The sequence below is a fragment of the Stutzerimonas xanthomarina DSM 18231 genome (assembly GCF_900129835.1).
GTDB classification, from domain to species: Bacteria; Pseudomonadota; Gammaproteobacteria; order Pseudomonadales; family Pseudomonadaceae; genus Stutzerimonas; species Stutzerimonas xanthomarina.
The window spans coordinates 1-22,001 of the sequence record NZ_FQXA01000003.1; the positions used below are offsets into that span (position 1 = coordinate 1).

The 22,001-nt window shown below is 59.0% G+C and carries 20 protein-coding genes and 1 pseudogene; 7 read left to right on the forward strand and 14 right to left on the reverse strand.

From position 1 onward, the window contains the following. The 6 genes and pseudogenes from BUE09_RS20600 to BUE09_RS07950 all read left to right on the forward strand — a co-directional run. A pseudogene (locus tag BUE09_RS20600) lies at window positions 1-196 on the forward strand (hypothetical protein); the annotation flags it as partial. Window positions 197-599: 403 nt separating this feature from the next. Continuing rightward, the gene (locus tag BUE09_RS07930; protein ID WP_073300366.1) at window positions 600-1,931 is read left to right on the forward strand and encodes a TRZ/ATZ family hydrolase; all 1,332 of its coding nucleotides are present in this window, start codon (window positions 600-602) and stop codon (window positions 1,929-1,931) included. 142 nt (window positions 1,932-2,073) lie between these two features. Further along, on the forward strand, window positions 2,074-2,772 hold the full coding sequence (gene ubiG / locus BUE09_RS07935) for a bifunctional 2-polyprenyl-6-hydroxyphenol methylase/3-demethylubiquinol 3-O-methyltransferase UbiG (protein WP_073300368.1): 699 nt from the start codon (window positions 2,074-2,076) through the stop codon (window positions 2,770-2,772). Beyond that, entirely contained in the window at window positions 2,772-3,440 is a 669-nt protein-coding gene (gene mupP / locus BUE09_RS07940) for an N-acetylmuramic acid 6-phosphate phosphatase MupP (RefSeq protein ID WP_073300370.1), read from the forward strand. The genes ubiG and mupP overlap by 1 nt, the downstream gene beginning before the upstream one ends. Window positions 3,441-3,516: 76 nt before the next feature. Continuing rightward, window positions 3,517-4,257, forward strand: a complete 741-nt coding sequence (locus BUE09_RS07945; RefSeq protein WP_073300373.1) for a YciK family oxidoreductase — start codon at window positions 3,517-3,519, stop codon at window positions 4,255-4,257. Window positions 4,258-4,460: 203 nt separating this feature from the next. Next, window positions 4,461-5,393, forward strand: coding sequence for a GGDEF domain-containing protein (locus BUE09_RS07950; protein WP_073300375.1), 933 nt, complete (start codon window positions 4,461-4,463; stop codon window positions 5,391-5,393). A gap of 83 nt (window positions 5,394-5,476) precedes the next feature. On the opposite strand, the gene rluB is transcribed toward BUE09_RS07950, so the two are convergent. From rluB to zwf, 4 genes are all read right to left on the reverse strand, one after another. Beyond that, complete coding sequence (gene rluB / locus BUE09_RS07955) at window positions 5,477-6,610, reverse strand: 23S rRNA pseudouridine(2605) synthase RluB (RefSeq protein WP_073300377.1); 1,134 nt, start codon at window positions 6,608-6,610, stop codon at window positions 5,477-5,479. Between the two features lie 124 nt (window positions 6,611-6,734). Then, a complete protein-coding gene (locus BUE09_RS07960; RefSeq protein ID WP_073300379.1) occupies window positions 6,735-7,385 on the reverse strand; it encodes a bifunctional 4-hydroxy-2-oxoglutarate aldolase/2-dehydro-3-deoxy-phosphogluconate aldolase in 651 nt (216 codons plus the stop codon). Between the two features lie 17 nt (window positions 7,386-7,402). Then, on the reverse strand, window positions 7,403-8,116 hold the full coding sequence (gene pgl / locus BUE09_RS07965; protein WP_073300380.1) for a 6-phosphogluconolactonase: 714 nt from the start codon (window positions 8,114-8,116) through the stop codon (window positions 7,403-7,405). Continuing rightward, the gene (gene zwf / locus BUE09_RS07970; protein ID WP_073300382.1) at window positions 8,103-9,572 is read right to left on the reverse strand and encodes a glucose-6-phosphate dehydrogenase; all 1,470 of its coding nucleotides are present in this window, start codon (window positions 9,570-9,572) and stop codon (window positions 8,103-8,105) included. Before zwf ends, pgl begins: the two co-directional genes overlap by 14 nt. Before the next feature lie 153 nt (window positions 9,573-9,725). Between zwf and BUE09_RS07975 the strand changes: the two genes are divergently transcribed. Then, on the forward strand, window positions 9,726-10,589 hold the full coding sequence (locus BUE09_RS07975) for a MurR/RpiR family transcriptional regulator (RefSeq protein WP_073300384.1): 864 nt from the start codon (window positions 9,726-9,728) through the stop codon (window positions 10,587-10,589). Here BUE09_RS07975 and BUE09_RS07980 read toward each other — a convergent pair whose 3' ends face one another. From BUE09_RS07980 to edd, 10 genes are all read right to left on the reverse strand, one after another. Continuing rightward, the gene (locus tag BUE09_RS07980) at window positions 10,590-10,781 is read right to left on the reverse strand and encodes a DUF1289 domain-containing protein (RefSeq protein ID WP_073300386.1); all 192 of its coding nucleotides are present in this window, start codon (window positions 10,779-10,781) and stop codon (window positions 10,590-10,592) included. It abuts the gene before it with no gap. A gap of 87 nt (window positions 10,782-10,868) precedes the next feature. Continuing rightward, window positions 10,869-12,092, reverse strand: coding sequence for a maltoporin (locus BUE09_RS07985; protein ID WP_073300388.1), 1,224 nt, complete (start codon window positions 12,090-12,092; stop codon window positions 10,869-10,871). 236 nt (window positions 12,093-12,328) lie between these two features. Continuing rightward, window positions 12,329-13,486: an ABC transporter ATP-binding protein gene (locus BUE09_RS07990; RefSeq protein WP_073300390.1), complete on the reverse strand. Its 1,158-nt coding sequence runs from the start codon at window positions 13,484-13,486 to the stop codon at window positions 12,329-12,331. 13 nt (window positions 13,487-13,499) lie between these two features. Beyond that, window positions 13,500-14,345: a carbohydrate ABC transporter permease gene (locus BUE09_RS07995; protein WP_073300392.1), complete on the reverse strand. Its 846-nt coding sequence runs from the start codon at window positions 14,343-14,345 to the stop codon at window positions 13,500-13,502. Further along, complete coding sequence (locus tag BUE09_RS08000; protein ID WP_073300394.1) at window positions 14,338-15,246, reverse strand: carbohydrate ABC transporter permease; 909 nt, start codon at window positions 15,244-15,246, stop codon at window positions 14,338-14,340. Before BUE09_RS08000 ends, BUE09_RS07995 begins: the two co-directional genes overlap by 8 nt. Window positions 15,247-15,452: 206 nt before the next feature. Continuing rightward, window positions 15,453-16,703, reverse strand: coding sequence for an ABC transporter substrate-binding protein (locus BUE09_RS08005; protein WP_073300396.1), 1,251 nt, complete (start codon window positions 16,701-16,703; stop codon window positions 15,453-15,455). Between the two features lie 170 nt (window positions 16,704-16,873). Next, entirely contained in the window at window positions 16,874-18,334 is a 1,461-nt protein-coding gene (locus BUE09_RS08010; RefSeq protein WP_073300398.1) for an ATP-binding protein, read from the reverse strand. Next, on the reverse strand, window positions 18,318-19,058 hold the full coding sequence (locus BUE09_RS08015; RefSeq protein WP_303622822.1) for a response regulator: 741 nt from the start codon (window positions 19,056-19,058) through the stop codon (window positions 18,318-18,320). The genes BUE09_RS08010 and BUE09_RS08015 overlap by 17 nt, the downstream gene beginning before the upstream one ends. A gap of 34 nt (window positions 19,059-19,092) precedes the next feature. Then, entirely contained in the window at window positions 19,093-20,061 is a 969-nt protein-coding gene (locus tag BUE09_RS08020) for a glucokinase (RefSeq protein WP_073300400.1), read from the reverse strand. After that, complete coding sequence (edd, locus tag BUE09_RS08025; RefSeq protein ID WP_073300403.1) at window positions 20,058-21,887, reverse strand: phosphogluconate dehydratase; 1,830 nt, start codon at window positions 21,885-21,887, stop codon at window positions 20,058-20,060. Before edd ends, BUE09_RS08020 begins: the two co-directional genes overlap by 4 nt. Between the last annotated feature and the right edge of the window lie 114 nt (window positions 21,888-22,001).

Below are 22,001 nucleotides of genomic sequence, written 5' to 3' on the forward strand. Positions count from 1 at the left end.
TGATAATCTTGCTGACTACCAGTCTTACCTCACAAGCACCCACACGAATTGCTTGATTCAGTTGTTAAAGAGCGTTTCGATCAAGTCTTTCGTCTTAACCGAGGCCGCGCATTCTACAGCAGCCTTGTGTCTCGTCAAGCTGTTTTTGAAGAAGTTTTTCTTTCTTCTCAACCGCTTGCGCTTCCGATCAACCTAGCGTCTCTCGTCAGCGGGAGGCGAATCATACAGCGTCTAAAACCGCTGTCAACCACCTCTTTCAACCGCCTCCGATCAACCTGACCGAAGCTGCCAACAGCGCGAAACCGCCACCCTGTCAGCCCGGCGCATTCTACTCGAATTCGCCATCCGTGCAAGCTTTTATTTTCGCTAACTTCTTGATTTACAAGAGTTTTCGCTAAAGGCCTGCGCCGGAGAAGGTGCGTATTATAGGCACTCAGAAACTCGCGTCAACCGTTGTTTTTACTTTGATATGAATTAAGGGACCGGGCCTGTCGACGCTGCTTATATATGTATAGGCCTCATGCTTACCCCTGGCTTCCTTCAAACTGAGTCCGACAGGCCTTACACTGAACACCCGTCTCAATTACCCGAAGATCGATATGCCGCGTCCCCCTGCAGAGCCGCTCGACCTGCTGTTACTTCCAACCTGGCTTGTCCCAGTCGAACCAGCTGGTGTTGTGCTGAAGAACCATGCGCTGGGAATCCGTGACGGGCGCATTGTGCTGATCGCTCCTCGTGAAGAGGCCGATCAGCTCATTGCTAAAGAAACGCGTGACCTCTCCGGAATGCTTCTTGCCCCAGGGCTTGTAAATGCTCACGGTCACGCAGCCATGACCCTTTTCCGCGGGCTTGCCGATGATCTGCCGCTGATGGCCTGGCTACGCGAGCATGTTTGGCCAGCAGAAAGCCGGTGGGTCGATGAGGCGTTCATCAAAGCAGGCACCGAGCTGGCTATCGCGGAACAGCTGCAAAGCGGCATTACCTGCTTCTCTGATATGTACTTCTTTCCTGAGGTTGTCAGCCAGCTCGCCCACAAGCACGGGATTCGCGCGCAAATAACGATTCCGGTGCTGAACTTCCCCATACCGGGCGCGCGCGACGCCGACGAAGCGCTCCGTAAAGGCGTCGCGCTATTCGACGACCTCAAACACCATCCACGCTTGAGTATTGCCTTTGGTCCCCATGCGCCCTATTCGGTTAGCGACGATAAGCTGGAAAGCATCCGCACGCTGGTCGCGGAAATGGATATCGGCATTCATATGCACGTCCACGAAACGGCGAATGAGGTAGAGGAAGCGCTGCGCGAGCATGGCGAACGCCCACTGGCTCGCTTGGCCCGCCTTCAGCTTTTGGGGCCACGCTTCCAAGCCGTGCACATGACACAGGTAAACGACGACGACATCGCTCTGCTAGTCGAGCACAACTGCAGCGTGATCCATTGCCCTGAGTCCAACCTGAAATTGGCCAGCGGCTTTTGTCCAGTGGAGCGTTTATGGGAAGCCGGCGTCAATGTAGGCATCGGTACCGACGGCGCGGCCAGCAACAACGATCTCGACCTGCTGGGAGAAACCCGAACCGCGGCGCTGATTGCAAAAGCCGTTTCGGGTTCTGCGACCGCACTCAATGCCCATCGTGCGCTGCGCATGGCAACGCTCAACGGTGCACGGGCGCTCGGGCTGGATGACCATACCGGATCGCTTGAAGTCGGGAAGTTTGCCGACTTGGTGGCCTTCGATCTATCGCGCCTTGCCCAGCAACCCGTCTATGATCCGGTATCTCAACTGATCTATTCCTGCGGCCGAGACTGCGTGCGACACGTATGGGTGGCCGGCAAGCATCTGCTGGATGATCGTCAACTGACCCGTATGGACGAGGAACAGCTTATCGCCAGCGCGCAGGAGTGGGGAAGGAAGATCGGCTCCAAACACTGAGACGAGGCTACCCTCAACCGAAGCTCCGCGACAAACTGACGTATACGAAGCGTCCTATCGGGTGTCCCGCACCTGGGCAAAGCTGGCAACATGGGCATTTGCAGCTCAAGCTTCCCCTTCAGGCTTATAAATGGAACAAACCATGAGCAACGTCGATCACGCCGAAATCGCCAAATTCGAAGCCCTCGCCCATCGGTGGTGGGACCGCGAAAGCGAGTTCAAACCGCTCCATGAGATCAACCCGCTCAGGGTCAACTGGATTGATGAGCACGTTTCGTTGGCCGGCAAGAAGGTCTTGGACGTGGGCTGTGGAGGCGGGATTCTCAGCGAAGCCATGGCTCAGCGTGGCGCCACTGTGACAGGGATCGACATGGGCGAGGCGCCTCTGTCCGTTGCCCGCCTGCATTTGCTTGAGTCAGAACTGGAGATCGATTACCGGCAAATCACGACCGAGGCGCTGGCCGAGGAAATGCCTGCGCAGTTCGATGTAGTGACATGCCTCGAGATGCTCGAACATGTCCCGGATCCCGCTTCGGTCATTCGCGCTTGCTACAAAATGGTGAAGCCTGGCGGACAGGTGTTCTTTTCGACGATCAACCGCAACCCAAAGGCCTATGCGTTCGCCATCATCGGCGCGGAATATCTGCTGCAACTATTGCCGCGAGGCACGCACGATTACCGGAAGTTCATTTGCCCATCGGAACTTGGCGCCTGGAGCCGCGAAGTCGGGTTTCAGGTAAAGGACATCGTCGGCCTGACCTACAACCCCCTGACGAAACACTACAAGCTGTCGTCTGACGTGGATGTGAACTACATGATCCAGACACTGCGGGAGGCGTGATGCCTCTGCGCGCGGTTTTATTCGATATGGACGGCACGCTACTTGACACCGCACCGGACTTTATCGCGGTGGCTCAGGCCATGCGCCTGGCGCGCGGTCTTGCTCGCATTCCGGACCAGCAGGTGCGTGACGTCGTTTCCGGCGGTGCTCGGGCGATGGTGCTCAGCGCTTTCGATGTCGATCCACTTTCCGATGAGTTCGAGTTACTGCGCCTGGAGTTTCTCGAGCGCTATCAACAGCACTGTGCAGTCGAGAGTCGGCTATACGACGGGATGGCAGAGTTGCTTTCCGAGATCGAACAAGCCGACCTGATCTGGGGTGTGGTCACCAACAAGCCGGTGCGTTTCGCCGAGCCGATCATGCAGCAATTGGGGCTCGCTGCTCGTTCAGCTGTTCTGGTCTGCCCCGATCACGTCAGCAAAAGCAAACCCGATCCGGAGCCGATGCTGCTGGCCTGTAGCCAGCTGGACCTCGACCCTTCAACGGTTCTGTTCGTTGGAGACGATCTTCGGGATATCGAATCCGGACGCGCAGCGGGGAGCCGCACGGCCGCGGTGCGTTACGGCTATATCCATCCTGATGACAACCCGGATACCTGGGGCGCGGATGTGGTGGTCAACCACCCGCTTGAACTGCGCAGGTTTCTCGAGTCGCGAAGGCTCGACTGACCGTCAACGGTCATCAGCATACTTTTTACGATAATCGTCAGTGGGCGATCGCCCCTCTCTGCTTACGAGGCTTCAGATGTTCGAGTATTCAGCCCGCCCCGACCTGCTCAAGGGTCGGATCATCATGGTCACCGGCGCAGGCCGAGGAATTGGCGAAGCCGCCGCTAAAGCCTACGCAGCACATGGGGCGACCGTGCTCCTGCTGGGCAAAAACGAGGACAACCTCAACCGGGTTTACGATGAGATTGAAGCAGCCGGGTGGCCGCAACCTGCGGTAATCCCGCTCAACCTCGAAACCGCCCTGCCACATCAATACGATGAACTGGCCGCGACTGTTGAGCGCGAGTTCGGGCGACTGGACGGGCTTCTTCTCAACGCCAGTATCGTGGGCCCTCGCTCACCGATTGAACAGCTGTCCGGCGACAACTTCATGCGCGTAATGCAGGTAAACGTCAACGCTACCTTCATGCTCGCCAGCACCCTACTGCCACTGCTGAAACTGGCGAATGACGCTTCGGTGATCTTCACGTCGAGCAGTGTCGGCCGGAAAGGTCGGGCCTACTGGGGCGGGTATGCCGTCTCCAAGTTCGCTACCGAGGGCTTGATGCAGGTGCTGGCTGATGAGCTGGACGTCGGCAGTTCCGTGCGCAGCAACAGCATCAATCCAGGCGCGACCCGGACCGACATGCGCGCCAAGGCGTATCCCGGCGAAAATCCTGAAGCTAACCCTTTGCCTGCTGAAATCATGCCTGTCTACCTGTACCTGATGGGGCCAGACAGTCACGACGTCAATGGCCAGGCAATGGACGCCCAGTAAGCCCCAGCCCAGCGCCTGTTTCCTGGCGCAGCGACGGCGGCGTGCATGTCAAATTGGCATCAGGCTGCCGTTTCGCTGGCATCCTGTTGCCGCCACCCTCGACCAGAACCACTAACTGCTTGTTTTCAATAAGCTTTTAAAGTTGGCATCATATTCGCTATAGAACCTCTATCAACGCAGGCAGCGTTCTGAGGTTCATACCCATGCTGGCAGACAAGCAGCCCCCTTCGACAATCGACATCAGCACCGCCCGACTTCGACGATTGGAGATCAGTTGCAGCAAGACTTTATCAACAGGCCAGCATGGCTTTTCCGAACGGTTAAGGCATCTGACGTTGCGCTTACAAACCAGCCTGGAGCTCGACCGGCTACTGGAGTTTTTCTTCGAAGAAGTCAGCAATCTGACTCCATTGCAAGCCCTTTCCTACTGCCACTCAGGCACGGATTTTCAACTACAAATTGGCGAAGCCAACGGCTTCGACGTCAGCTACTCGCTCTCCCACAGCGGGGATTGCCTTGGCGAGCTGCGCCTGTTCAGCTCGAACTACGTCCCTGACTCGGTATTGGAGCAGCTCGAAAACGCCCTCGACTGCCTACTTTTCCCGTTGCGCAATGCGTTGCTTTACCGCCAGGCCGTTCAAGCCTCGCTCAAAGATTCGTTGACCGGTGCAGGGAATCGCACAGCGATGGTCCAGGCATTGTCGCGCGAAACCGAACTGTCCCGCCGCCATTGCCAACCCATGTCGATCATCATGCTGGACATGGACCACTTCAAACGCCTTAACGACATCTACGGACACCAGGCGGGCGACGCCGCACTGAAAGCCACCGCGCTATTGCTCAGAGAACAGCTACGCAACGTCGACATGGTGTTTCGCTTTGGCGGCGAGGAGTTCGTCCTGGTGTTGTCCAACAGTGGGCCACAGGCTGCGGCTGTTGTAGCGGAACGGATCAGAGCCGCCGTCCAGAATCTCTGCTTCTTGGTCGGGGACCAACAGGTCCGACTATCAGCCAGCCTCGGCTGCGCTACATACCAACCTTGCGAGTCGCAGGACGATCTGCTGCATCGCGCCGACCAGGCGCTGTATCAAGCCAAAAAAGAAGGTCGCAATCGGACCCGCATGGCGTCGCTATAGCGGCAAAGCTCCCTAAGTCGGCTAAACAAAAGGGCGAGACCATAGTGCCTCGCCCTTCTTGCTTATCGCTTCTCGCTACACCGTCAAGGCCGCTTGGAGCGATCACCACGTCCGAAACCAGGACGCTGTCCGTCGGTCGCTGCCGGTCCACCACGCTTGGAAGGCGCCGGCTTGCCACGCTCGCGGCTAACAGCACCAGGCCGCTCCGCCACCGGTGTGCCGCGGCTTGGTTTGCTGCGCTCGTCTGTGTCGCGCGGCTTGCGTGCAGGCTTGTCACCGCGAGCGCCACGACCGCGACCGGCATCTCCGGGTACGTCAGCTTCATGCGAGGAGCGCAACACACGAGGCTTGCGATCACCGCGGCCGATGGGCTTGGCCACCTTGCGCTGCATGCGATCGAGCTTGTCCTTGGCCTTGGCTTTCATGCCCGGCAACGCCACTGACTTGAGGCCAACCTCTTCACTGAGGATATCGACTTCGCTTTGCGACATCTCGCGCCAGCGACCCATTGGAAGGTCTGATGTCATGAATACAGGACCAAAACGCACACGCTTCAGACGGCTGACCACCAGTCCCTGTGACTCCCACAGGCGCCGGACTTCGCGGTTACGCCCTTCCATTACCACGCAGTGATACCAATGGTTGAAGCCCTCCCCGCCAGGTGCTTCCTGAATGTCGGTGAAACGGGCCGGGCCGTCTTCAAGCATGACGCCCGTCTTCAGGCGCTCAATTATTTCCTCGTCGACTTCGCCACGCACACGCACCGCGTATTCACGGTCCATTTCGTACGAGGGATGCATTAGACGATTCGCCAGTTCACCATCGGTGGTGAACAGCAGCAAGCCTGTCGTGTTGATGTCGAGGCGACCAATGTTGATCCAGCGGCCCTCTTTCGGGCGCGGTAGTCGATCAAATACAGTCGGACGACCTTCAGGATCGTCGCGGGTGCAGATCTCACCATCGGGCTTGTTGTAGATCAGCACGCGACGGACCGTTTCGGCCGCTTCTTCGCGCTTGAGCAGGCGGCCATCGACCGCGATCGCATCGTGCAAATCGACACGCTGGCCCAGCGTTGCAACGGATCCGTTAACCTTGACTCGGCCAGCCGCGATCCAGTTTTCCACGTCGCGTCGAGAGGCAAGGCCAAGACGGGCCAGTACCTTCTGCAGTTTTTCGCCGTGGGCAATATGAGGGGTTGTATCTTCGTGCTCGGTCATCTGGGCACCTCCCGGTGTGGCAGTTCCGATTGAAAGGCCGCGCACTATACGCGCAACGGAATGCTGAAGCACGAGAAGGTTAGCAGCCAAACAGGAGGCGCGCCCGGCGCGCCTCAGGTTGCAGTCAGCCTTTACTCAAGGATGCGAGGGCTTCAGCCGTGGCTCGCTGAATCGCCGCCCAGTCGCCGTTTTTCAACGCGGCACCGTCGATCATCCAGGTCCCGCCGACACACATGACGTTAGGGAGCGACAGGTACTGAGCGGCATTGCCTGCATTGACGCCACCTGTGGGACAAAAACGAACGTCAGCGAACGGTCCTCCAAGTGCCTTGATCGCGGCGACGCCACCACACACCTCGGCCGGAAAGAGCTTGAAGCGCCGGTACCCGAGCGCGTAGCCACGCATGATGTCGGATGCATTGCTGATGCCGGCCAGTAGGGGCACTGAGCAATTGACGCCGGCTTGCAACAGTTCATCGGTGCAACCCGGTGAGACGATGAATTGAGCACCGGCAGCCTCGACCTCGTCCATCATGCGCTTGTCCAACACCGTCCCGGCACCAACACACAGGTTCGGCCGCTCCTGGCGCAGGCGGCGAATGGCAGTCAGCCCATGTGCCGAACGCAGGGTTATCTCAAGCGCCGTCAACCCACCAGCGACGAGTGCGTCAGCCAACGGCAGGATTTGCTCCTCGCTGCCAATGGTGATCACCGGCAGGATGCGGGCTTCGGTACAAATCTTCTCGATCAGCGCGTTTTTCTGGTCCATGGTCATGGAAAAGTCCTCGGGCCTCACGGGCACCAGTAGATCTCTAGAGGGGAATGCAGAAATGCGCGAATCGGCATCTGCGTAGGTTCGAGCCGCATGGCTTGACGCAGCGTTTCCAGCTTGGCGGAGCCCTGAATCGCCAGGCATTGGACGCGAGCAGAGGCCAGCAGCGGGTAGGTCATGCTGATGCGCTGCTCAGGGCTGACAGGCGCCAGCATTGGCAGGCAAAGGTCAGTACCGTTTTCATCCAGCCCTTTCGCCAACAGCGGGCTGTTCGGAAACAGCGATGCGGTGTGTCCATCGTTGCCCATTCCAAGCACCAGCACATCGATCGGCTGAGCGAAGCCAGCCAGCTTCTCGCTTGCCCGCTCTGCCGCTTGCTCGAGTGTCTGAGCTGCTTGATACAGACCAACAAGCTGGGCATCCGCTGCGGCGTTTTGCAGGAGATGCCGGCGGAGCAAGCCTTCGTTACTGTCCGGGTTTTCAGGTTCGACCCAGCGTTCGTCAGCCAAGCTGACCTGAACCTTTGCCCACGGCAACTCGCGCATGGACAGCGCTTCGAGAAACGCTATCGGGCTGCGGCCGCCTGATACGACCAAGCTTGCCCGACCATGATTGGCGACGGCGTACTGCAACGCTCCCGCAACCCGATCGGCCAGCGCCTGTGCCAACTGAGCAGGCCCCGGCAGACTGTGCGCGACCACATCGGACGGCAATTCGAGTTCAGAGATCGCCATACCAGGACCTCCCATCGCGGGTAATCAATGCAATTGATGCCACAGGCCCCCATGAACCCGCTGGATACGGCTTGGGTGCGTCACCGATCCGCGACCAGCCATCAATCAGCTGATCGCACCATTTCCAGGCGTATTCAATTTCATCCTTGCGAACGAACAGGTTCTGGTTGCCCTGCATCACTTCGAGCAGCAGACGCTCATAAGCATCCGGAATACGCGAGCTCTTGTAGGTCTCGGAGAAGTTCAGCTGCAGCGGGCCGCTACGCAAGTGCATGCCCTTGTCCAGGCCCTGCTCCTTGGTCATGACCTGCAACGAAATGCCTTCGTCCGGCTGCAACCGAATGATCAGTCGGTTACTGATCAACGACCGCTGCTCAGGCGCAAAGATATAGAAAGGCGGTTCTTTGAAGTGAATGACGATTTGCGAAACCTTTTCCGCCATTCGCTTGCCGGTGCGCAGGTAAAACGGGACACCGGACCAGCGCCAGTTGCAGATATCAGCCCGCAGCGCAACGAAGGTTTCGGTGCTGCTCTCAGCGTTGGAGTTCTCTTCCTCCAAGTAACCGGGTACCTGTTTGCCACCCACCGACCCGCCAATATATTGGCCACGCACAACTTGGCGAGATAAGCGCTCTGGTGTGATCGGCGCCAGTGCCTTGAGCACCTTCACCTTTTCGTCGCGGATACTGTCGGCAGTCAGATCGCTGGGTGGGTCCATGGCGATCAGACACAGCAGCTGCAACAGGTGATTCTGGATCATGTCGCGCAACTGGCCAGCCTGATCGAAGTAGCCCCAGCGCCCTTCAATACCAACCGTCTCCGCGACTGTTATTTCGACGTGGGAGATGTGGTGCTGATTCCACTGGGTCTCGAACAGGCTGTTGGCAAAACGCAGCGCGATCAGGTTCTGAACCGTTTCCTTACCGAGGTAGTGGTCGATCCGGTAAATGCGCGTCTCGGGGAAATACTGCGCAACGGCATCGTTGACCAGTCGCGACGAGTCGAGATCGTGCCCGATTGGCTTCTCCAGAACGACCCGCGTCTGTTCGGCCAGACCAGCCGCCGCCAGGTTTTCACAGATGGAGCCGTAAACAGCAGCCGGCGTCGCGAAGTAAGCGATCAGCGGCATCTCGGGCGCGACATTATCAGCCAACGCTGCGTAGTCTTCCGCGTTACGGAAGTCCATGGTCAGATAGCTCAACCGCTCCTGGAATCGATTGAGAACAGCTTCGTCCAGCTGGGCAGCAGGCACATAGCGGCGCAGCGCCTGATCGATACGCTCAAGATGACCAGCCGGCTCACCCTGATCGCGTGAAAGCCCCAGAATGCGCGTGTCGCTGTTAAGCAGCCCCGCTCGATCAAGCTGATAAAGTGCCGGAAACAGCTTGCGCAGCGCCAAATCACCAAGGGCGCCAAACAAGGCGAAGGTAGTTGCATCAACAGTAATAGCAGGCATGATTTTTATACTAACCAAATTAGGCTGCGTGACAGGTTTATCGGCGCAGTTTAAGCACAAAATGTTGTTATTAAAACAACATTACCCGATTTTTTCGTGCACCGGGTTCGCTACTATCCGTAGCCTCGGGCACGAGTCCCTGAAGGAAGAGACATGGATCGCATGAAAAATCTCTTGGAACAGATAAAAAATCGGCTTGATGAGCTGAACAAGGCAGAACGCAAGGTAGCCGAAGTCATCCTTCGCGACCCCCAGGAAGCAACGCGCTACAGCATTGCGGCGCTGGCGCAAGCGGCAAAGGTTAGCGAGCCAACGGTGAATCGCTTCTGTCGCTCATTCGGTGCGGCGGGCTATCCGGCCCTAAAGATCCAACTGGCACAGAGTCTCGCCAGTGGTGCTGCCTATGTCAGCCGGGCCGTAGAGGCCGATGACGGCCCAGAAGCCTATACGAGAAAGATATTTGGCAGCGCCATTGCGTCGTTGGACAGCGCTTGCCAGGCAATCGACCCGCAGGCGATCAGCCATGCCGTGGATTTGATGATTCAGGCACGGCAGATTCACTTCTTCGGCCTTGGCGCTTCGGCATCGGTGGCGCTGGACGCTCAGCACAAGTTCTTCCGGTTCAACCTGCCGGTGACCGCACACAGCGACGTGCTGATGCAGCGGATGCTGGCTTCGGTTGCGCATACCGGCGATCTGTTCGTGATCATTTCCTATACCGGACGCACCCGTGAGTTGGTGGAAGCTGCAACCATCGCTCGCGACAACGGTGCCTCTGTTCTCGGCTTAACCGCAGCAGACTCGCCGCTGGCCAAGGTTTCCACGTTGAGCCTGGATATACCGCTGCCGGAAGACACCGATATCTACATGCCAATGACGTCTCGAATCATCCAGCTGACCGTACTCGACGCGTTGGCTGCAGGCGTGACATTGAAGCGAGGTGTGGATTTCCAGCCTCATCTGCGCAAGATAAAAGAAAGCCTGATGGCGACCCGCTACCCAAGCGAAGAGCACTGATCACTTCTTTTTCTTCTTCGCCTTGCCCAGCTGTTTCAGCCGCTGGGCCGCTACTTCATTGACCGCTTTGCGCTCCTTGTTCTTCATGCCCTTCCAGGCCTTCATCTCGTCCCGGCTGCGACCGCAGCCAATGCAGATGTCATCCTTGAGCTTGCAGATACTGATGCAAGGATTCTTCGCCTTGTCGCCCAAAACCACCTCCCGGTCAGCCACGGCACCTATGGCTAGTAGAGGCCTCGGCTGGCGGGAGGTTCTAAGCGAATTAGGCTATCGCACCGATCAGTCCCACCAGTACTCGACCTGAACGCCAAAGTTGGAACCATGCTGTGCGCTGCCAAAGGCGCCGGTTTCCGACAGTGCGCTGCCAGCCGCCATCAGATTGGCAGCGTCTTGCGCAGCGTCGTTCCACTGAGCATAGGTGTAATACAGGCGGAACTCGGGACGCGTCCAGAATTCCGGGCCTGCAGGGGACCAGGTTGGGGCGATGGTGAATTTGGTCAGCTTGCGGGTTCCGGCGTCAGCATCGATCTGATCGTGCCCCAGCTCGGCAACCAGCTTGAACTCCTCGGTCAATGCATAAACCGGGCGCACACCGACCGAGATCCAGTCCTGCTCGCCACCATCCGGACGCTTGTCCTTCTGATACACGACCTGGAACTGCCCGCCAAAACGCGGCGTCACCTGCCAGTCGAAGAACTCCACCACCCGCCAGCTCTTGGCGCTTTCGTCCAGTGACACGTCGCCCGTATAGCCAAGCCCTGTACCCGGTCCTTCTCCATACTGCACGGCGAAGGTATTGCTGCCACCGAGGAAATCGGCCTGTTCGTGTTGAGCCGTCACCGACCAGCCGCTGTTGGAGTCGCCTCGGTCTGGATCGGCGATGTAGCTGACGCCGAGCTGCAGCTCCCCACCGGCGTTGGTATCGAAGCCGCCGACGTTGAAATCATGGCGATTGGTGTAGTTTTCCTGAAAGACGCTGTCCTTTCGCGAGAAGGCATAGCTGTATTTCAACCCGCCGATTTCGACGTCCTCGATACCGGCGCCGGTAGCACTCTGGTTCCAGTAGTAGAAGTCGGAGATATGAATGTCATTCCGCTTGTAAAACCGCCGGCCGGCCCACAACGACCCGTTGTTCAGCGCCGCAACGTTGCTCCATTCGGCGTAGGCCTGCACCAAGCGGGCAAAACCGTGGTCACCGGTGAACTTCGGGGTGTGATCGTATTCGTTGTACAGCGCAGCCATGCCCTCGACGCTGAGGACGGAGCCGTCGTCCATGGTGAACAGGTCCTGACGCAACCCCAGCTCGGCGTACTGCTCGCACTCGTTCCCGAGTCTGAACTTGGACGGTGCGCCCGGCAGCTGGAAGCAGGCCTGCGATTCGCTTGCAGTCGATTCACCAATACCACTGCGCACATAGCCGTTGAAGTCCAAAGCCTGCGCAGCCAATGGCATAGCGAGACCGGCCAGCGAAACTGCGAGGCCCAGGCGTGTCGTTTTCTTCATATCCGCTCCAATTAGCTCTTATTGTTGTTACTGCTCTTGGATTGAGCCGGTACGGCTCTCCTCTCGATCCGCAGGTCAGCTTCGCTGCGTGTTGCGTCTCGATTTTTCGCTAGCAACGGCACTGGCCACTACCTGCAAAAAAACCTGAAATATCAATAACATTCCTGGGCGTCAGGCGCCGGTACGCAAATACACGGCAACCCCGCCTTTTTCCCACTCTTTGCTTGGTCAGCGACTCACCGCGCGACCAACCGGGTCACGGTGCCGTTGCGACCCGAGGAGCCGTTTCCGGGCGTGACGCCCAGGCGCTCACCGGTCTGCGCATCGAACAGCAGCACCTTGTCCGGCTCGAATTGCAGCGTCAGGCTCTCGCCGGGATTCGGCGCCGCGTCCGGCGCCAGCCGGCAACACACCTTGGTCTGGTTGAGACTGACGAAGATCATGGTGTCAGGCCCTGTCGGCTCGATGACCTGAACTTCGGCACGTAGCGAAGGCAGATCGGCTTCGGTCCCCACACTGATCTGCTCCGGGCGGATACCAAGGATGACCTCTCGGCCTTCCAGCGATTGCCCGTCTGCCAGGTTCAGCGGCAATTCGCAGCGATCCTGTCCGCTCTCCAGCAGCGCGCGCCAGCCATCGGCCTGACGGATCAGCCGCAGCGGGATGAAGTTCATCGGCGGTGATCCGATAAAGCTCGCGACAAACAGGTTGGCCGGGTTGTTGTAGATCTCCTTGGGCGTGCCGAACTGCTGGACGATGCCGTCCTTCATCACGGCGACCTTATCGCCCAGGGTCATCGCCTCGATCTGGTCATGGGTGACGTAGACCGTGGTGGTTTTCAGGCGCTGATGCATCAGCTTGATTTCGGTGCGCATTTCCACCCGCAGCTTGGCATCGAGGTTGGAAAGCGGCTCGTCGAATAGATAGATCTTCGGTCGCCGCGCCAGCGCCCGCCCCATGGCAACGCGCTGCTGCTGACCGCCGGACAGTTGAGCGGGCTTGCGACCGAGCAGGTGCTCGATCTGCAGCAGCTTGGCGACACGCGATACCTCCTCGTCAATCTTCGACGCCGGCACTTTGCGCATCTTCAAGCCGAAGGCGATGTTCTCCTGCACGGTCATGGTCGGGTACAGGGCGTAGGACTGAAACACCATGGCGATGTCACGATCCTTCGGGCTGGCGCCGCTGATATCACCGCCGTCCAGGCGGATCTCGCCACCGGTGATCTCTTCCAGCCCTGCGATGCAGTTCATCAAGGTGGATTTACCGCAGCCGGACGGCCCGACAAGGATCAGAAACTCGCCATCGTCAATTTTCAGATCGATGTCTTTCAACGTGTCGTGGTTGCTTCCGGGATAGCTCTTGCGGACGTTACAAAGTTCGAGTGCAGCCATGATTGTTATTCTCCTACCCCTTGACCGCGCCGGCTGTGAGCCCACGCAGGAAATACTTGCCGGCGAGGATGTACACCACCAGCGTTGGCAGCCCGGCGATCATCGCCGCGGCCATATCGACGTTGTATTCCTTGACGCCCGTACTGGTGTTCACCAGGTTGTTCAGCGCCACGGTAATCGGCTGCGTATCGCCACTGGCGAACACCACACCGAAGAGGAAGTCGTTCCAGATCTGCGTGAACTGCCAGATCAGGCAGACCATGATCGTGGGGATCGACATCGGCAGCAGGATCCGCGCAAAGATGGTAAAGAACCCCGCACCGTCCAACCGTGCTGCGCGAATCAATGCGTCCGGCACGCTCACATAGAAGTTGCGAAAGAACAGCGTGGTAAAGGCCAGGCCATAAACCAGGTGCACCAACACCAGTCCTGGCGTGGTATTAGCCAACCCCAGCTGACCTAGAGTGAACGACGCTGGCAACAGGATCACCTGAAACGGCAGGAAGCAGCCGAACAGCAACAAGCCGAAGAACAGCTGCGAGCCGCGAAAACGCCACATGGCCAGCACGTAGCCATTCAGTGCGCCGAGCAGTGTCGAGATGATGACGGCCGGAACGGTGATCTTCACCGAGTTCCAGAAGTAGCCGCCGACGGCATCCCATGCCTTGACCCAACCAATCACAGTCGTGACCTCAGGCCAGGACAGCAGGTTGCCGGTGCGGATGTCAGCGGGCGTCTTCAAGCTGGTCAGCAGCATGACCACCAGCGGTATGAGATACACCGCAACGGCGACCAGTAGCGTTGTGTAGATCGCTACGCGGCTGAACGTCAGGCGCTTTTGCCCTACATGGCTAGTCATGGCGCTTGTTCCTCAGTTCCGAATACAGATACGGCACGACGATCGCCATCACCGCGCCCAGCATGAGAATCGCGCTCGCCGCGCCGAGCCCCATCTGCCCGCGAGTGAAGGTGTGCGTGTACATGAACATGGCCGGCAGGTCGGAGGCGTAGCCCGGCCCACCCGCGGTCATTGCCGCCACGAGGTCGAACGCCTTGATGGCAATATGCGCAAGGATCATCAGCGCGCTGAAAAACACCGGCCGCAGGCTGGGCAGGACGATGCGTAGGTAGATGCTCGGCAGGCTGGCACCATCGATCTGTGCCGCACGTACGATGGATTGGTCGACCCCGCGCAAGCCGGCGAGAAACAGCGCCATGACAAAACCCGACGCCTGCCATACGGCAGCGATCACCAGGCAGTAGACCACGCGGTCCGGGTCCACCAGCCAGTCGAAACGAAAGCCCTCCCAGCCCCAGTCTCGCAGCATCTTGTCGATACCCAGGCCCGGGTTGAGCAGCCACTTCCAGGCGGTGCCGGTGACGATCATCGACAGCGCCATCGGGTAGAGATAGACGGTGCGGATAAAGCCTTCGCGGCGAATGCGTTGGTCAAGCAGGACGGCCAGCAGCACGCCAATCGCCAGGCTGATCGCAATGAACAGACCACCGAATACCAGCAGGTTCTTGCTGGCTACCCACCAGCGATCGTTGTTCCAGAGGCGTTCGTACTGCAGCAGCCCGACCCATTTATAGCTGGGCATGAAGCTTGAATTGGTGAACGAAAGCAGAAAGGTCCACAGGATGTAGCCATAGAAGCCGACCAGAACGATCAGCATGCTGGGTGCTAGCACCAGCTTGGGCAGCCAGTTCTGCAGCGCATCCAGCGGCGAAGCCTTGGTGAATACAGCCGTTGAGCTCATGGTTGGCTCCGATTGAGTTCAGGTTCCATCACAGTCCCGTTACAGAAATCCCGGATGCGACGGCCAGAAGCCGACAGACCCCAAAGGTTTTCGAGCAAGCCGATCCCGTTGCGGTCAGCCGACAGGCCTGACCGCAGGGAATCGATGCCTAGAGCATCCGGTTGTTTGTTGTCGGGCGGGGCACGAGGGTTCGTACCCCGCAAGCGTTACTGGACCGCCTGAATCGCAGCGGCCAGCTGCTGGGCAGCTTTCTTCGGATCGGCATCCGGGTCGTTGAAGAAATTGGTCACGACGTCGAACACAGCGCCCTGCACATAGCTCGATGCGGCCATGCCGTGAGCAAGGCTAGGCACCAGCCCCGGGCCTTGTGCCGCTTCCTTGAAGTCCTTCATGGATTGTTGGGCACAGGCATCGAACTCACTCATGTCCTGATCCAGACGGACTGGAATGGAGCCTTTGTTCTGATTGAAGAACTGCTGGAATTCCGGCTCCATGACAATCCGCGCCAAATCCTGCTGGGCCTTGCGATTGTCATCGTTGTTCAGCTTGAACATTGCCAGTGAGTCGATGTTGTAGGCGAAGCTGCCCTGGGTGCTCGGGAACGGCACGCACGTATAGTCTTCGCCAGCGATTTTCTTGGCCGCGCTCCACTCGCTCTTGGCCCAGTCGCCCATGATCTGCATGCCGGCCTTGCCGTTCATGACCATGGCCGTCGCGCTGTTCCAGTCGCGGCCTGCTGCGTTGTTGTCGACGTAGCTGCGCAGCTTCTTCAGTGCCTCGAAGGTCTTGACCATCTTGTCGCCGGTCAGCACGCCACGATCGAGTTCGACGAATGCCTTACGGAAGTCCTCCGGGCCAAGGATGGCCAGGGCCAGATCTTCGAAGACGGTCCCGTCCTGCCAGGGTTGGCCACCGTGAGCCAGTGGCATGAAGCCCGCTTCTTTCAGCTTGTCGGCCACTGCGAAAAATTCGTCGAGTGTTTTCGGCGGTTCAACACCGGCCTTCTCGAACACGTCCGGGTTGATCCACAACCAGTTGACGCGGTGAACGTTGACCGGTACGGCAACGTAGTCCCCGTCATACTTCATTGCAGCCGACACCTGCTTGGGAAGCAATTCGTCCCAATTGGCTTTTTCAGCCACAGCGTTGAGGTCGGTCAGCAAGCCCAGCTCGCCCCACTCCTGAATGTCAGGACCTTTGATCTGAGCAGCAGCAGGTGCGTTACCGGAAACGGCGCGGGTCTTGAGAACGGTCATGGCCGCTTCGCCACCACCACCGGCAACGGCGAAATCCTTCCAGGTGTGCCCCTCTTCCTCGACCAGTCGCTGCAGCGTGTCGGCGGCGCGCTTCTCGCCGCCGGATGTCCACCAGTGCAGCACTTCCACTTCGCCGGCCTGGGCAAACGGAACGAGAGAGGCGAGGGAAACAGCAGTAACCAAGCGATGAATCGCGTTCATTGGGGGTTCCTTTTCTTGTTTTTATCGATGCAAGTCTTTGCTTGCGCTGCACCGATTCTAGGCGCGCCAACCTTTGCGCCGGGTAACGAAGGGATAGTGATTGGTCACCGTTTCGTTACAAAGCTCGGGTTTTGTAACAACTTGAGAGAGTTGTCTGGTGCGGAGGGGCTTCATTCGGTCGTGCGTGGCAAACTCAAGGTTACGCGCAAACCACCGGCAGGCAGATTGCGCAGGCTGACTTCACCACCATGCGCATGCGCGATGTTGCGTGCGATACCGAGGCCAAGCCCGTAACCGGGTTGCTTGGCGGCGAGGCGAAAGTTGGGCTCGAACACGTGCGTCAACCAGGTTTCCGGCACGCCAGGGCCTTCATCATCGACATGCAGAACGAAGGCACCGTTATCGTCTTCGATGAGCAGATGGGCGCGTTCGCCGTACTTCAACGCGTTATCCAGCAAATTGCCGATGCAGCGCTTGAGCGCCAGTGGTTTTCCGGCGTAGGGCGCGCAAGCCCTGCCCAGAACCGTGACGCGACCGTTGCCCCCGGTCGCCAGGTACGGCTCGGTGACGCAATCGAGCAGGTGGTTGAGATCCAGCGGTTCGATGTTTTCGTGGATATCGGTGTCCTTGACGCATTGCAACGCACCTTTGACCAATAACTCCAGTTCGTCCAGGTCGCGGCTGAACTTCCGCTGCAAGGCTTCATCTTCCAGCAGCTCCACACGCAACCGCAGCCGCGTTATCGGCGTGCGCAAATCATGGGAGATCGCACTGAACAGCTGGCTGCGCTCGGTCAGGTATCGTCCGATGCGCTCGCGCATCGTATTGAAGGCACGGCTGACCTCGACGACTTCGCTACCACCCGCCTCAGGCAACAGCTCCACTTCGCTGCCCAGCGACATCTCTCGTGCCGCCTGCGCCAGTTGCTTGAGCGGCCGGCTCTGCCAGTGCACCAGAATGCCGATGAATAACAGCAGAAAGCTGCTGGTGAGGAAGATAAACCAGAGTTGCTGCCTGGGTATGCCCTCGTCTTCGAGGCTGACGTAGGGCGCAGGCATCAACGAGGCGAGATAGAGCCACTCGTCCGGTGCGATCTGAATCTGCGTTACCAGCACCGGCGGATTCAGCGGCTCCAGGCTCAGAGCGTAATGCGCCCAGGACCTGGGCAATTCATCGAGTTTCAGGCCACCGTTGAAGATGCGCAGGTCATCGGGACTGACGAAGCTCACCGACATGTCAACATCCTTGCCAAGGCGCTCACGCAGTACCTCGTCCACGTCCGCCAACACCGCCTGCTTGCGCTCGGTTGGCGGCAGGATCTGCATCTCGAGTGGCTTGTCATTCAACGAAACGAAAAAGCGCGTGCCGCCCATACTGCGTAACTGATCGAGCACCAGCGGTCGATACCCCAGCGGTAGGGAACGGAAATAGCTGACGCTGGCGGCCATCGAATGCGCCAGGCTACGCGCGCTGGTCAGCAACCCTTCCATCTGGCTCGCGCGAAGTTGGGACACCCAGATGAAGCTCGAAAGCGCCTGCGCCATCAGCACGACCAGAAGCGTCAGCAAGAGCATTCGGCCGAGCAGCGAGCGTGGGACTGGCAACCAGCGACGCTTAACCGAGCGAGTCATAGTGCGGCGCTACCTGCGCGGCGAGTAGATAGCCGCTACCGCGAACGGTACGAATCAACCGGGGGCACTTGCCTGTATCGCGTAGCCGCTGACGCAGACGACTGACCGCCATGTCGACGATGCGCTCGAGCGGCATCACTTCGCGACCACGCGTGGCGTTGGCGATGGTATCGCGGTCGAGGATCTGCTGCGGATGGTCGAGAAACAGTTTGAGCAACGCGAAATCCGCCCCAGACAGCAGCACTTCTTCACCGTCCTGGTGAAACAGTCGATGGCTGACCATATCCAGTCGCCATTCATCGAATGCCAGTACGTCGCTGACGCGCTCCTGGCCAAAGTTGACCCGGCGCAGCAGCGCCTTGATCCGCGCCAGGAGTTCGCGTGGACTGAATGGCTTGCCCAGATAATCGTCCGCGCCCAACTCAAGCCCGATCACCCGATCAGCCTCATCCGAACTGGCGGTCAACATGATGATAGGCATCTGAGCGAGACGCTGATGGCCTCTGACCCAGCGGCACAGGCTGAATCCATCTTCGTCGGGCAACATGACATCGAGGATGACCAGGTCCGCCGGATCGCTGGCCATGGCATGGCGAAATTGCGCACCGTCGGCAACGGTGCGCACGTGGAATCCGGATCGGCTGAGGTAGGTATCAAGCAGTTCGCGGATTTCCTGATCGTCGTCGACCAGCAGAATCGATCTTCCAACCTGGGTCACTGGCATCCATTCTCTTGTTAGGTAGGTGTATCGAAGCGGGTCAGCCCCCGCTGGGTGGGCCCTCCAGCAAGTGCTGCAACGCTACGCCCGCGCCTTCCAGCCCAGGGTACTCAGCCGTCACCACCCAGACCGGAATCTCGTCAAAATACCGGCTCATGCAGCCCTTGTCGCGCAAACTCTGGCTGAACCCGCTGCGCATGAAAAACTCGACGAAGCGCGGCACGATTCCGCCGGCGATGTATACGCCGCCACGCGAACCCGTAGTCAGCACATTGTCGCCGGCGATCCGACCCAACCAGACGCAGAATTGTTCCAGTACCGATGCCGCATACGCATCGCCACTCAATGCCGCTGCGGTGACTTCTGCTGGCGTGGTCAGCTTTGGCTGCTCGCCATCAAGCGCGCAGCTGGTTCGATAGAGTTCGAGCAGTCCACCGCCACTGAGGATCGCCTCGGCATTTACATGGCCGAACTTGTCGTGCAACCGCGCCCAGAGCGCAGCCTCGCGCGCGGTGCCGATCGGCAAGCAAACATGACCACCCTCCCCCGGTAGCGCCTTCCAGCCGCCTGGCACGGGAAGAAGCGTAGCAACGCCAAGGCCAGTACCCGGGCCGATAACCAGACGCGCCGCCCCCGGCTCGGACCGACCCGGACAGACTTCGATCAGCTCGCCTTCGCGTAACCGGGTCATGCCCAGCGCCATCGCGGTGAAATCATTGACCAGCAGCAGATCGCTCAGCCCCAGTTCTTCACAGAAGGCCTTGCGGCTCAAACGCCAATGGTTGTTGGTAAACGCGAACTCATCGCCCGAAACGGGGCCAGCACAGGCGAGACACACCGCCTGCAGAGCTTCGACGCTTTGCCCAACACCTTGCAGGTATGCACGAATGGCATCTTCCGGGCGCGGATAATCAACGGTCGGCAACACCCGTACCGACTCGATCTGCTGGTTGCGCCACAATGCAAAGCGCGCATTGGTGCCGCCGATATCACCGACCAGTGCTGTCACTTGAGTGCCTCCAACTCCTCGGTGAATACACTTGCGCCCTTCTCTGCCGGACTGAAGGCCGCTCGCAGGAAACCGAACAGCTCGCGTCCACAGCCAATCCCCAAATCGCTCGGGGCTGATATGGCCTCGCGGCTGTCGAACTCGGCCTGATCGACCAATACACGCAGTGTGCCCACTTCACCATCGACGCGAATGACATCACCATCGCGCACCCGACACAGAGGACCGCCGTCGAGCGCTTCCGGGCTCACATGAATCGCGGCAGGGACTTTTCCTGACGCACCGGACATGCGTCCGTCGGTTACCAATGCAACCTTGTAGCCGCGATCCTGCAGGACGCCGAGGAATGGGGTCAGCTTGTGCAGTTCAGGCATGCCGTTTGCTTTCGGCCCCTGAAAACGCACCACCGCGACAAAGTCTTTTTCCAATTCGCCATTTTTGAACGCTTGAGCGAGCTCACTCTGGTCACTGAAGACTCGCGCAGGCGCTTCAACCACGCGGTGTTCCGGCGCGACGGCGGAGATCTTCGTAACACCGCGTCCGAGGTTCCCTTCCAGGACGCGCAGCCCGCCTTCAGGCGAAAACGCGCGCTCGACCGGGCATAGGATCGCCTCGTCCAGACTGTTTTCCGGTCCTTCGCGCCAGACGAGCTTGCCCTCTTCAAGGAAGGGTTCTTTGGTGTATTGGCGCAGGCCCTTGCCGATGACTGTATGAACGTCTTCATGCAGCAAGCCTGCCTCAAGCAGCGTACGCACCATGAACGGAACGCCGCCGCACGCGTGGAAATGGTTAACGTCCGCCTGACCGTTCGGGTAGACCTTGGCGAGCGTTGGCGTCACTGCCGATATATCGGCCATATCCTGCCAGGTGAGCTGAATGCCTGCGGCCTGGGCGAACGCCGGGATATGCAGGGTATGGTTGGTCGAGCCGCCAGTCGCATTGAGGGCTACGACCGAATTGATGATCGACTTTTCGTCGACGATCTTGCACAGCGGCAGGTAATTGCCCGACTGCGGCGTCAAGCGGGTCACCTGCCGCGCTGCTTCACGGGTGAGTTCGTCGCGCAGTGGAGTATAGGGATTGACGAACGACGATCCCGGCAAATGAAGGCCCATGATCTCCATCACCACCTGATTGGTATTGGCGGTGCCGTAAAAGGTACAGGTGCCAGGACTGTGGTAGGACAGCATTTCCGATTCCAGCAGCTCCTCGCGGCTGGCCTTGCCCTCTGCGTAGCGTTGGCGCACCTCCGCTTTCTGCTTGTTGGGGATGCCCGAGGTCATCGGGCCGCCGGGCACGAACACCGACGGCAGGTGACCGAAGCGCAGCGCGCCAATCATCAGGCCCGGGATGATCTTGTCGCAAATACCGAGATAAAGCGCCCCATCAAACATGTTGTGCGACAGCGCGACCGCCGTCGCCATCGCGATTACTTCGCGGCTGGCCAGGCTGAGCTCCATCCCGGCTTCGCCTTGGGTGACACCGTCACACATTGCCGGCACGCCACCGGCAAACTGGCCGATCGAGCCTACTTCGCGCAGCGCTTCCTTGATCACGTCTGGAAAGTAATGGTACGGCTGGTGTGCCGAAAGCATGTCGTTGTACGCCGAGACGATTGCCACGTTGGCCTCGTTCATCAATCGCAAGCGCTGCTTGTCGTCCGGCGAATTGCAACCCGCAACGCCATGGGCGAAGTTTGCGCACTGCAGCTTGCCACGTTGCGGGCCGTCGCTCGCCGCCCCGGCCATCTGCGCAAGATAACGCTGGCGTGTCGGCCGGCTGCGTTCGATCAATCGCTCGGTAACTTCTTGAATTCGCGGGTGCATGCCATCACTCCTGCTCGAAAATCTGTAGGTTTTACCAACAAAACAACATGGATTTGGGCTTGATTTCTATTTTGACAGGAATAATCTTGTAATTCCTACAACAAATTCTGCCCA

Excerpts from the sequence above, each read along its gene's own strand:
- BUE09_RS07930 (WP_073300366.1), top strand. The coding sequence starts at position 600 with ATGCCGCGTCCCCCTGCAGAGCCGCTCGACCTGCTGTTACTTCCAACC.
- ubiG (WP_073300368.1), top strand. The coding sequence starts at position 2,074 with ATGAGCAACGTCGATCACGCCGAAATCGCCAAATTCGAAGCCCTCGCC.
- mupP (WP_073300370.1), top strand. The coding sequence starts at position 2,772 with ATGCCTCTGCGCGCGGTTTTATTCGATATGGACGGCACGCTACTTGAC.
- BUE09_RS07945 (WP_073300373.1), top strand. The coding sequence starts at position 3,517 with ATGTTCGAGTATTCAGCCCGCCCCGACCTGCTCAAGGGTCGGATCATC.
- BUE09_RS07950 (WP_073300375.1), top strand. The coding sequence starts at position 4,461 with ATGCTGGCAGACAAGCAGCCCCCTTCGACAATCGACATCAGCACCGCC.
- rluB (WP_073300377.1), bottom strand. The coding sequence starts at position 6,610 with ATGACCGAGCACGAAGATACAACCCCTCATATTGCCCACGGCGAAAAA.
- BUE09_RS07960 (WP_073300379.1), bottom strand. The coding sequence starts at position 7,385 with ATGACCATGGACCAGAAAAACGCGCTGATCGAGAAGATTTGTACCGAA.
- pgl (WP_073300380.1), bottom strand. The coding sequence starts at position 8,116 with ATGGCGATCTCTGAACTCGAATTGCCGTCCGATGTGGTCGCGCACAGT.
- zwf (WP_073300382.1), bottom strand. The coding sequence starts at position 9,572 with ATGCCTGCTATTACTGTTGATGCAACTACCTTCGCCTTGTTTGGCGCC.
- BUE09_RS07975 (WP_073300384.1), top strand. The coding sequence starts at position 9,726 with ATGGATCGCATGAAAAATCTCTTGGAACAGATAAAAAATCGGCTTGAT.
- BUE09_RS07985 (WP_073300388.1), bottom strand. The coding sequence starts at position 12,092 with ATGAAGAAAACGACACGCCTGGGCCTCGCAGTTTCGCTGGCCGGTCTC.
- BUE09_RS07990 (WP_073300390.1), bottom strand. The coding sequence starts at position 13,486 with ATGGCTGCACTCGAACTTTGTAACGTCCGCAAGAGCTATCCCGGAAGC.
- BUE09_RS07995 (WP_073300392.1), bottom strand. The coding sequence starts at position 14,345 with ATGACTAGCCATGTAGGGCAAAAGCGCCTGACGTTCAGCCGCGTAGCG.
- BUE09_RS08000 (WP_073300394.1), bottom strand. The coding sequence starts at position 15,246 with ATGAGCTCAACGGCTGTATTCACCAAGGCTTCGCCGCTGGATGCGCTG.
- BUE09_RS08005 (WP_073300396.1), bottom strand. The coding sequence starts at position 16,703 with ATGAACGCGATTCATCGCTTGGTTACTGCTGTTTCCCTCGCCTCTCTC.
- BUE09_RS08010 (WP_073300398.1), bottom strand. The coding sequence starts at position 18,334 with ATGACTCGCTCGGTTAAGCGTCGCTGGTTGCCAGTCCCACGCTCGCTG.
- BUE09_RS08015 (WP_303622822.1), bottom strand. The coding sequence starts at position 19,058 with ATGCCAGTGACCCAGGTTGGAAGATCGATTCTGCTGGTCGACGACGAT.
- edd (WP_073300403.1), bottom strand. The coding sequence starts at position 21,887 with ATGCACCCGCGAATTCAAGAAGTTACCGAGCGATTGATCGAACGCAGC.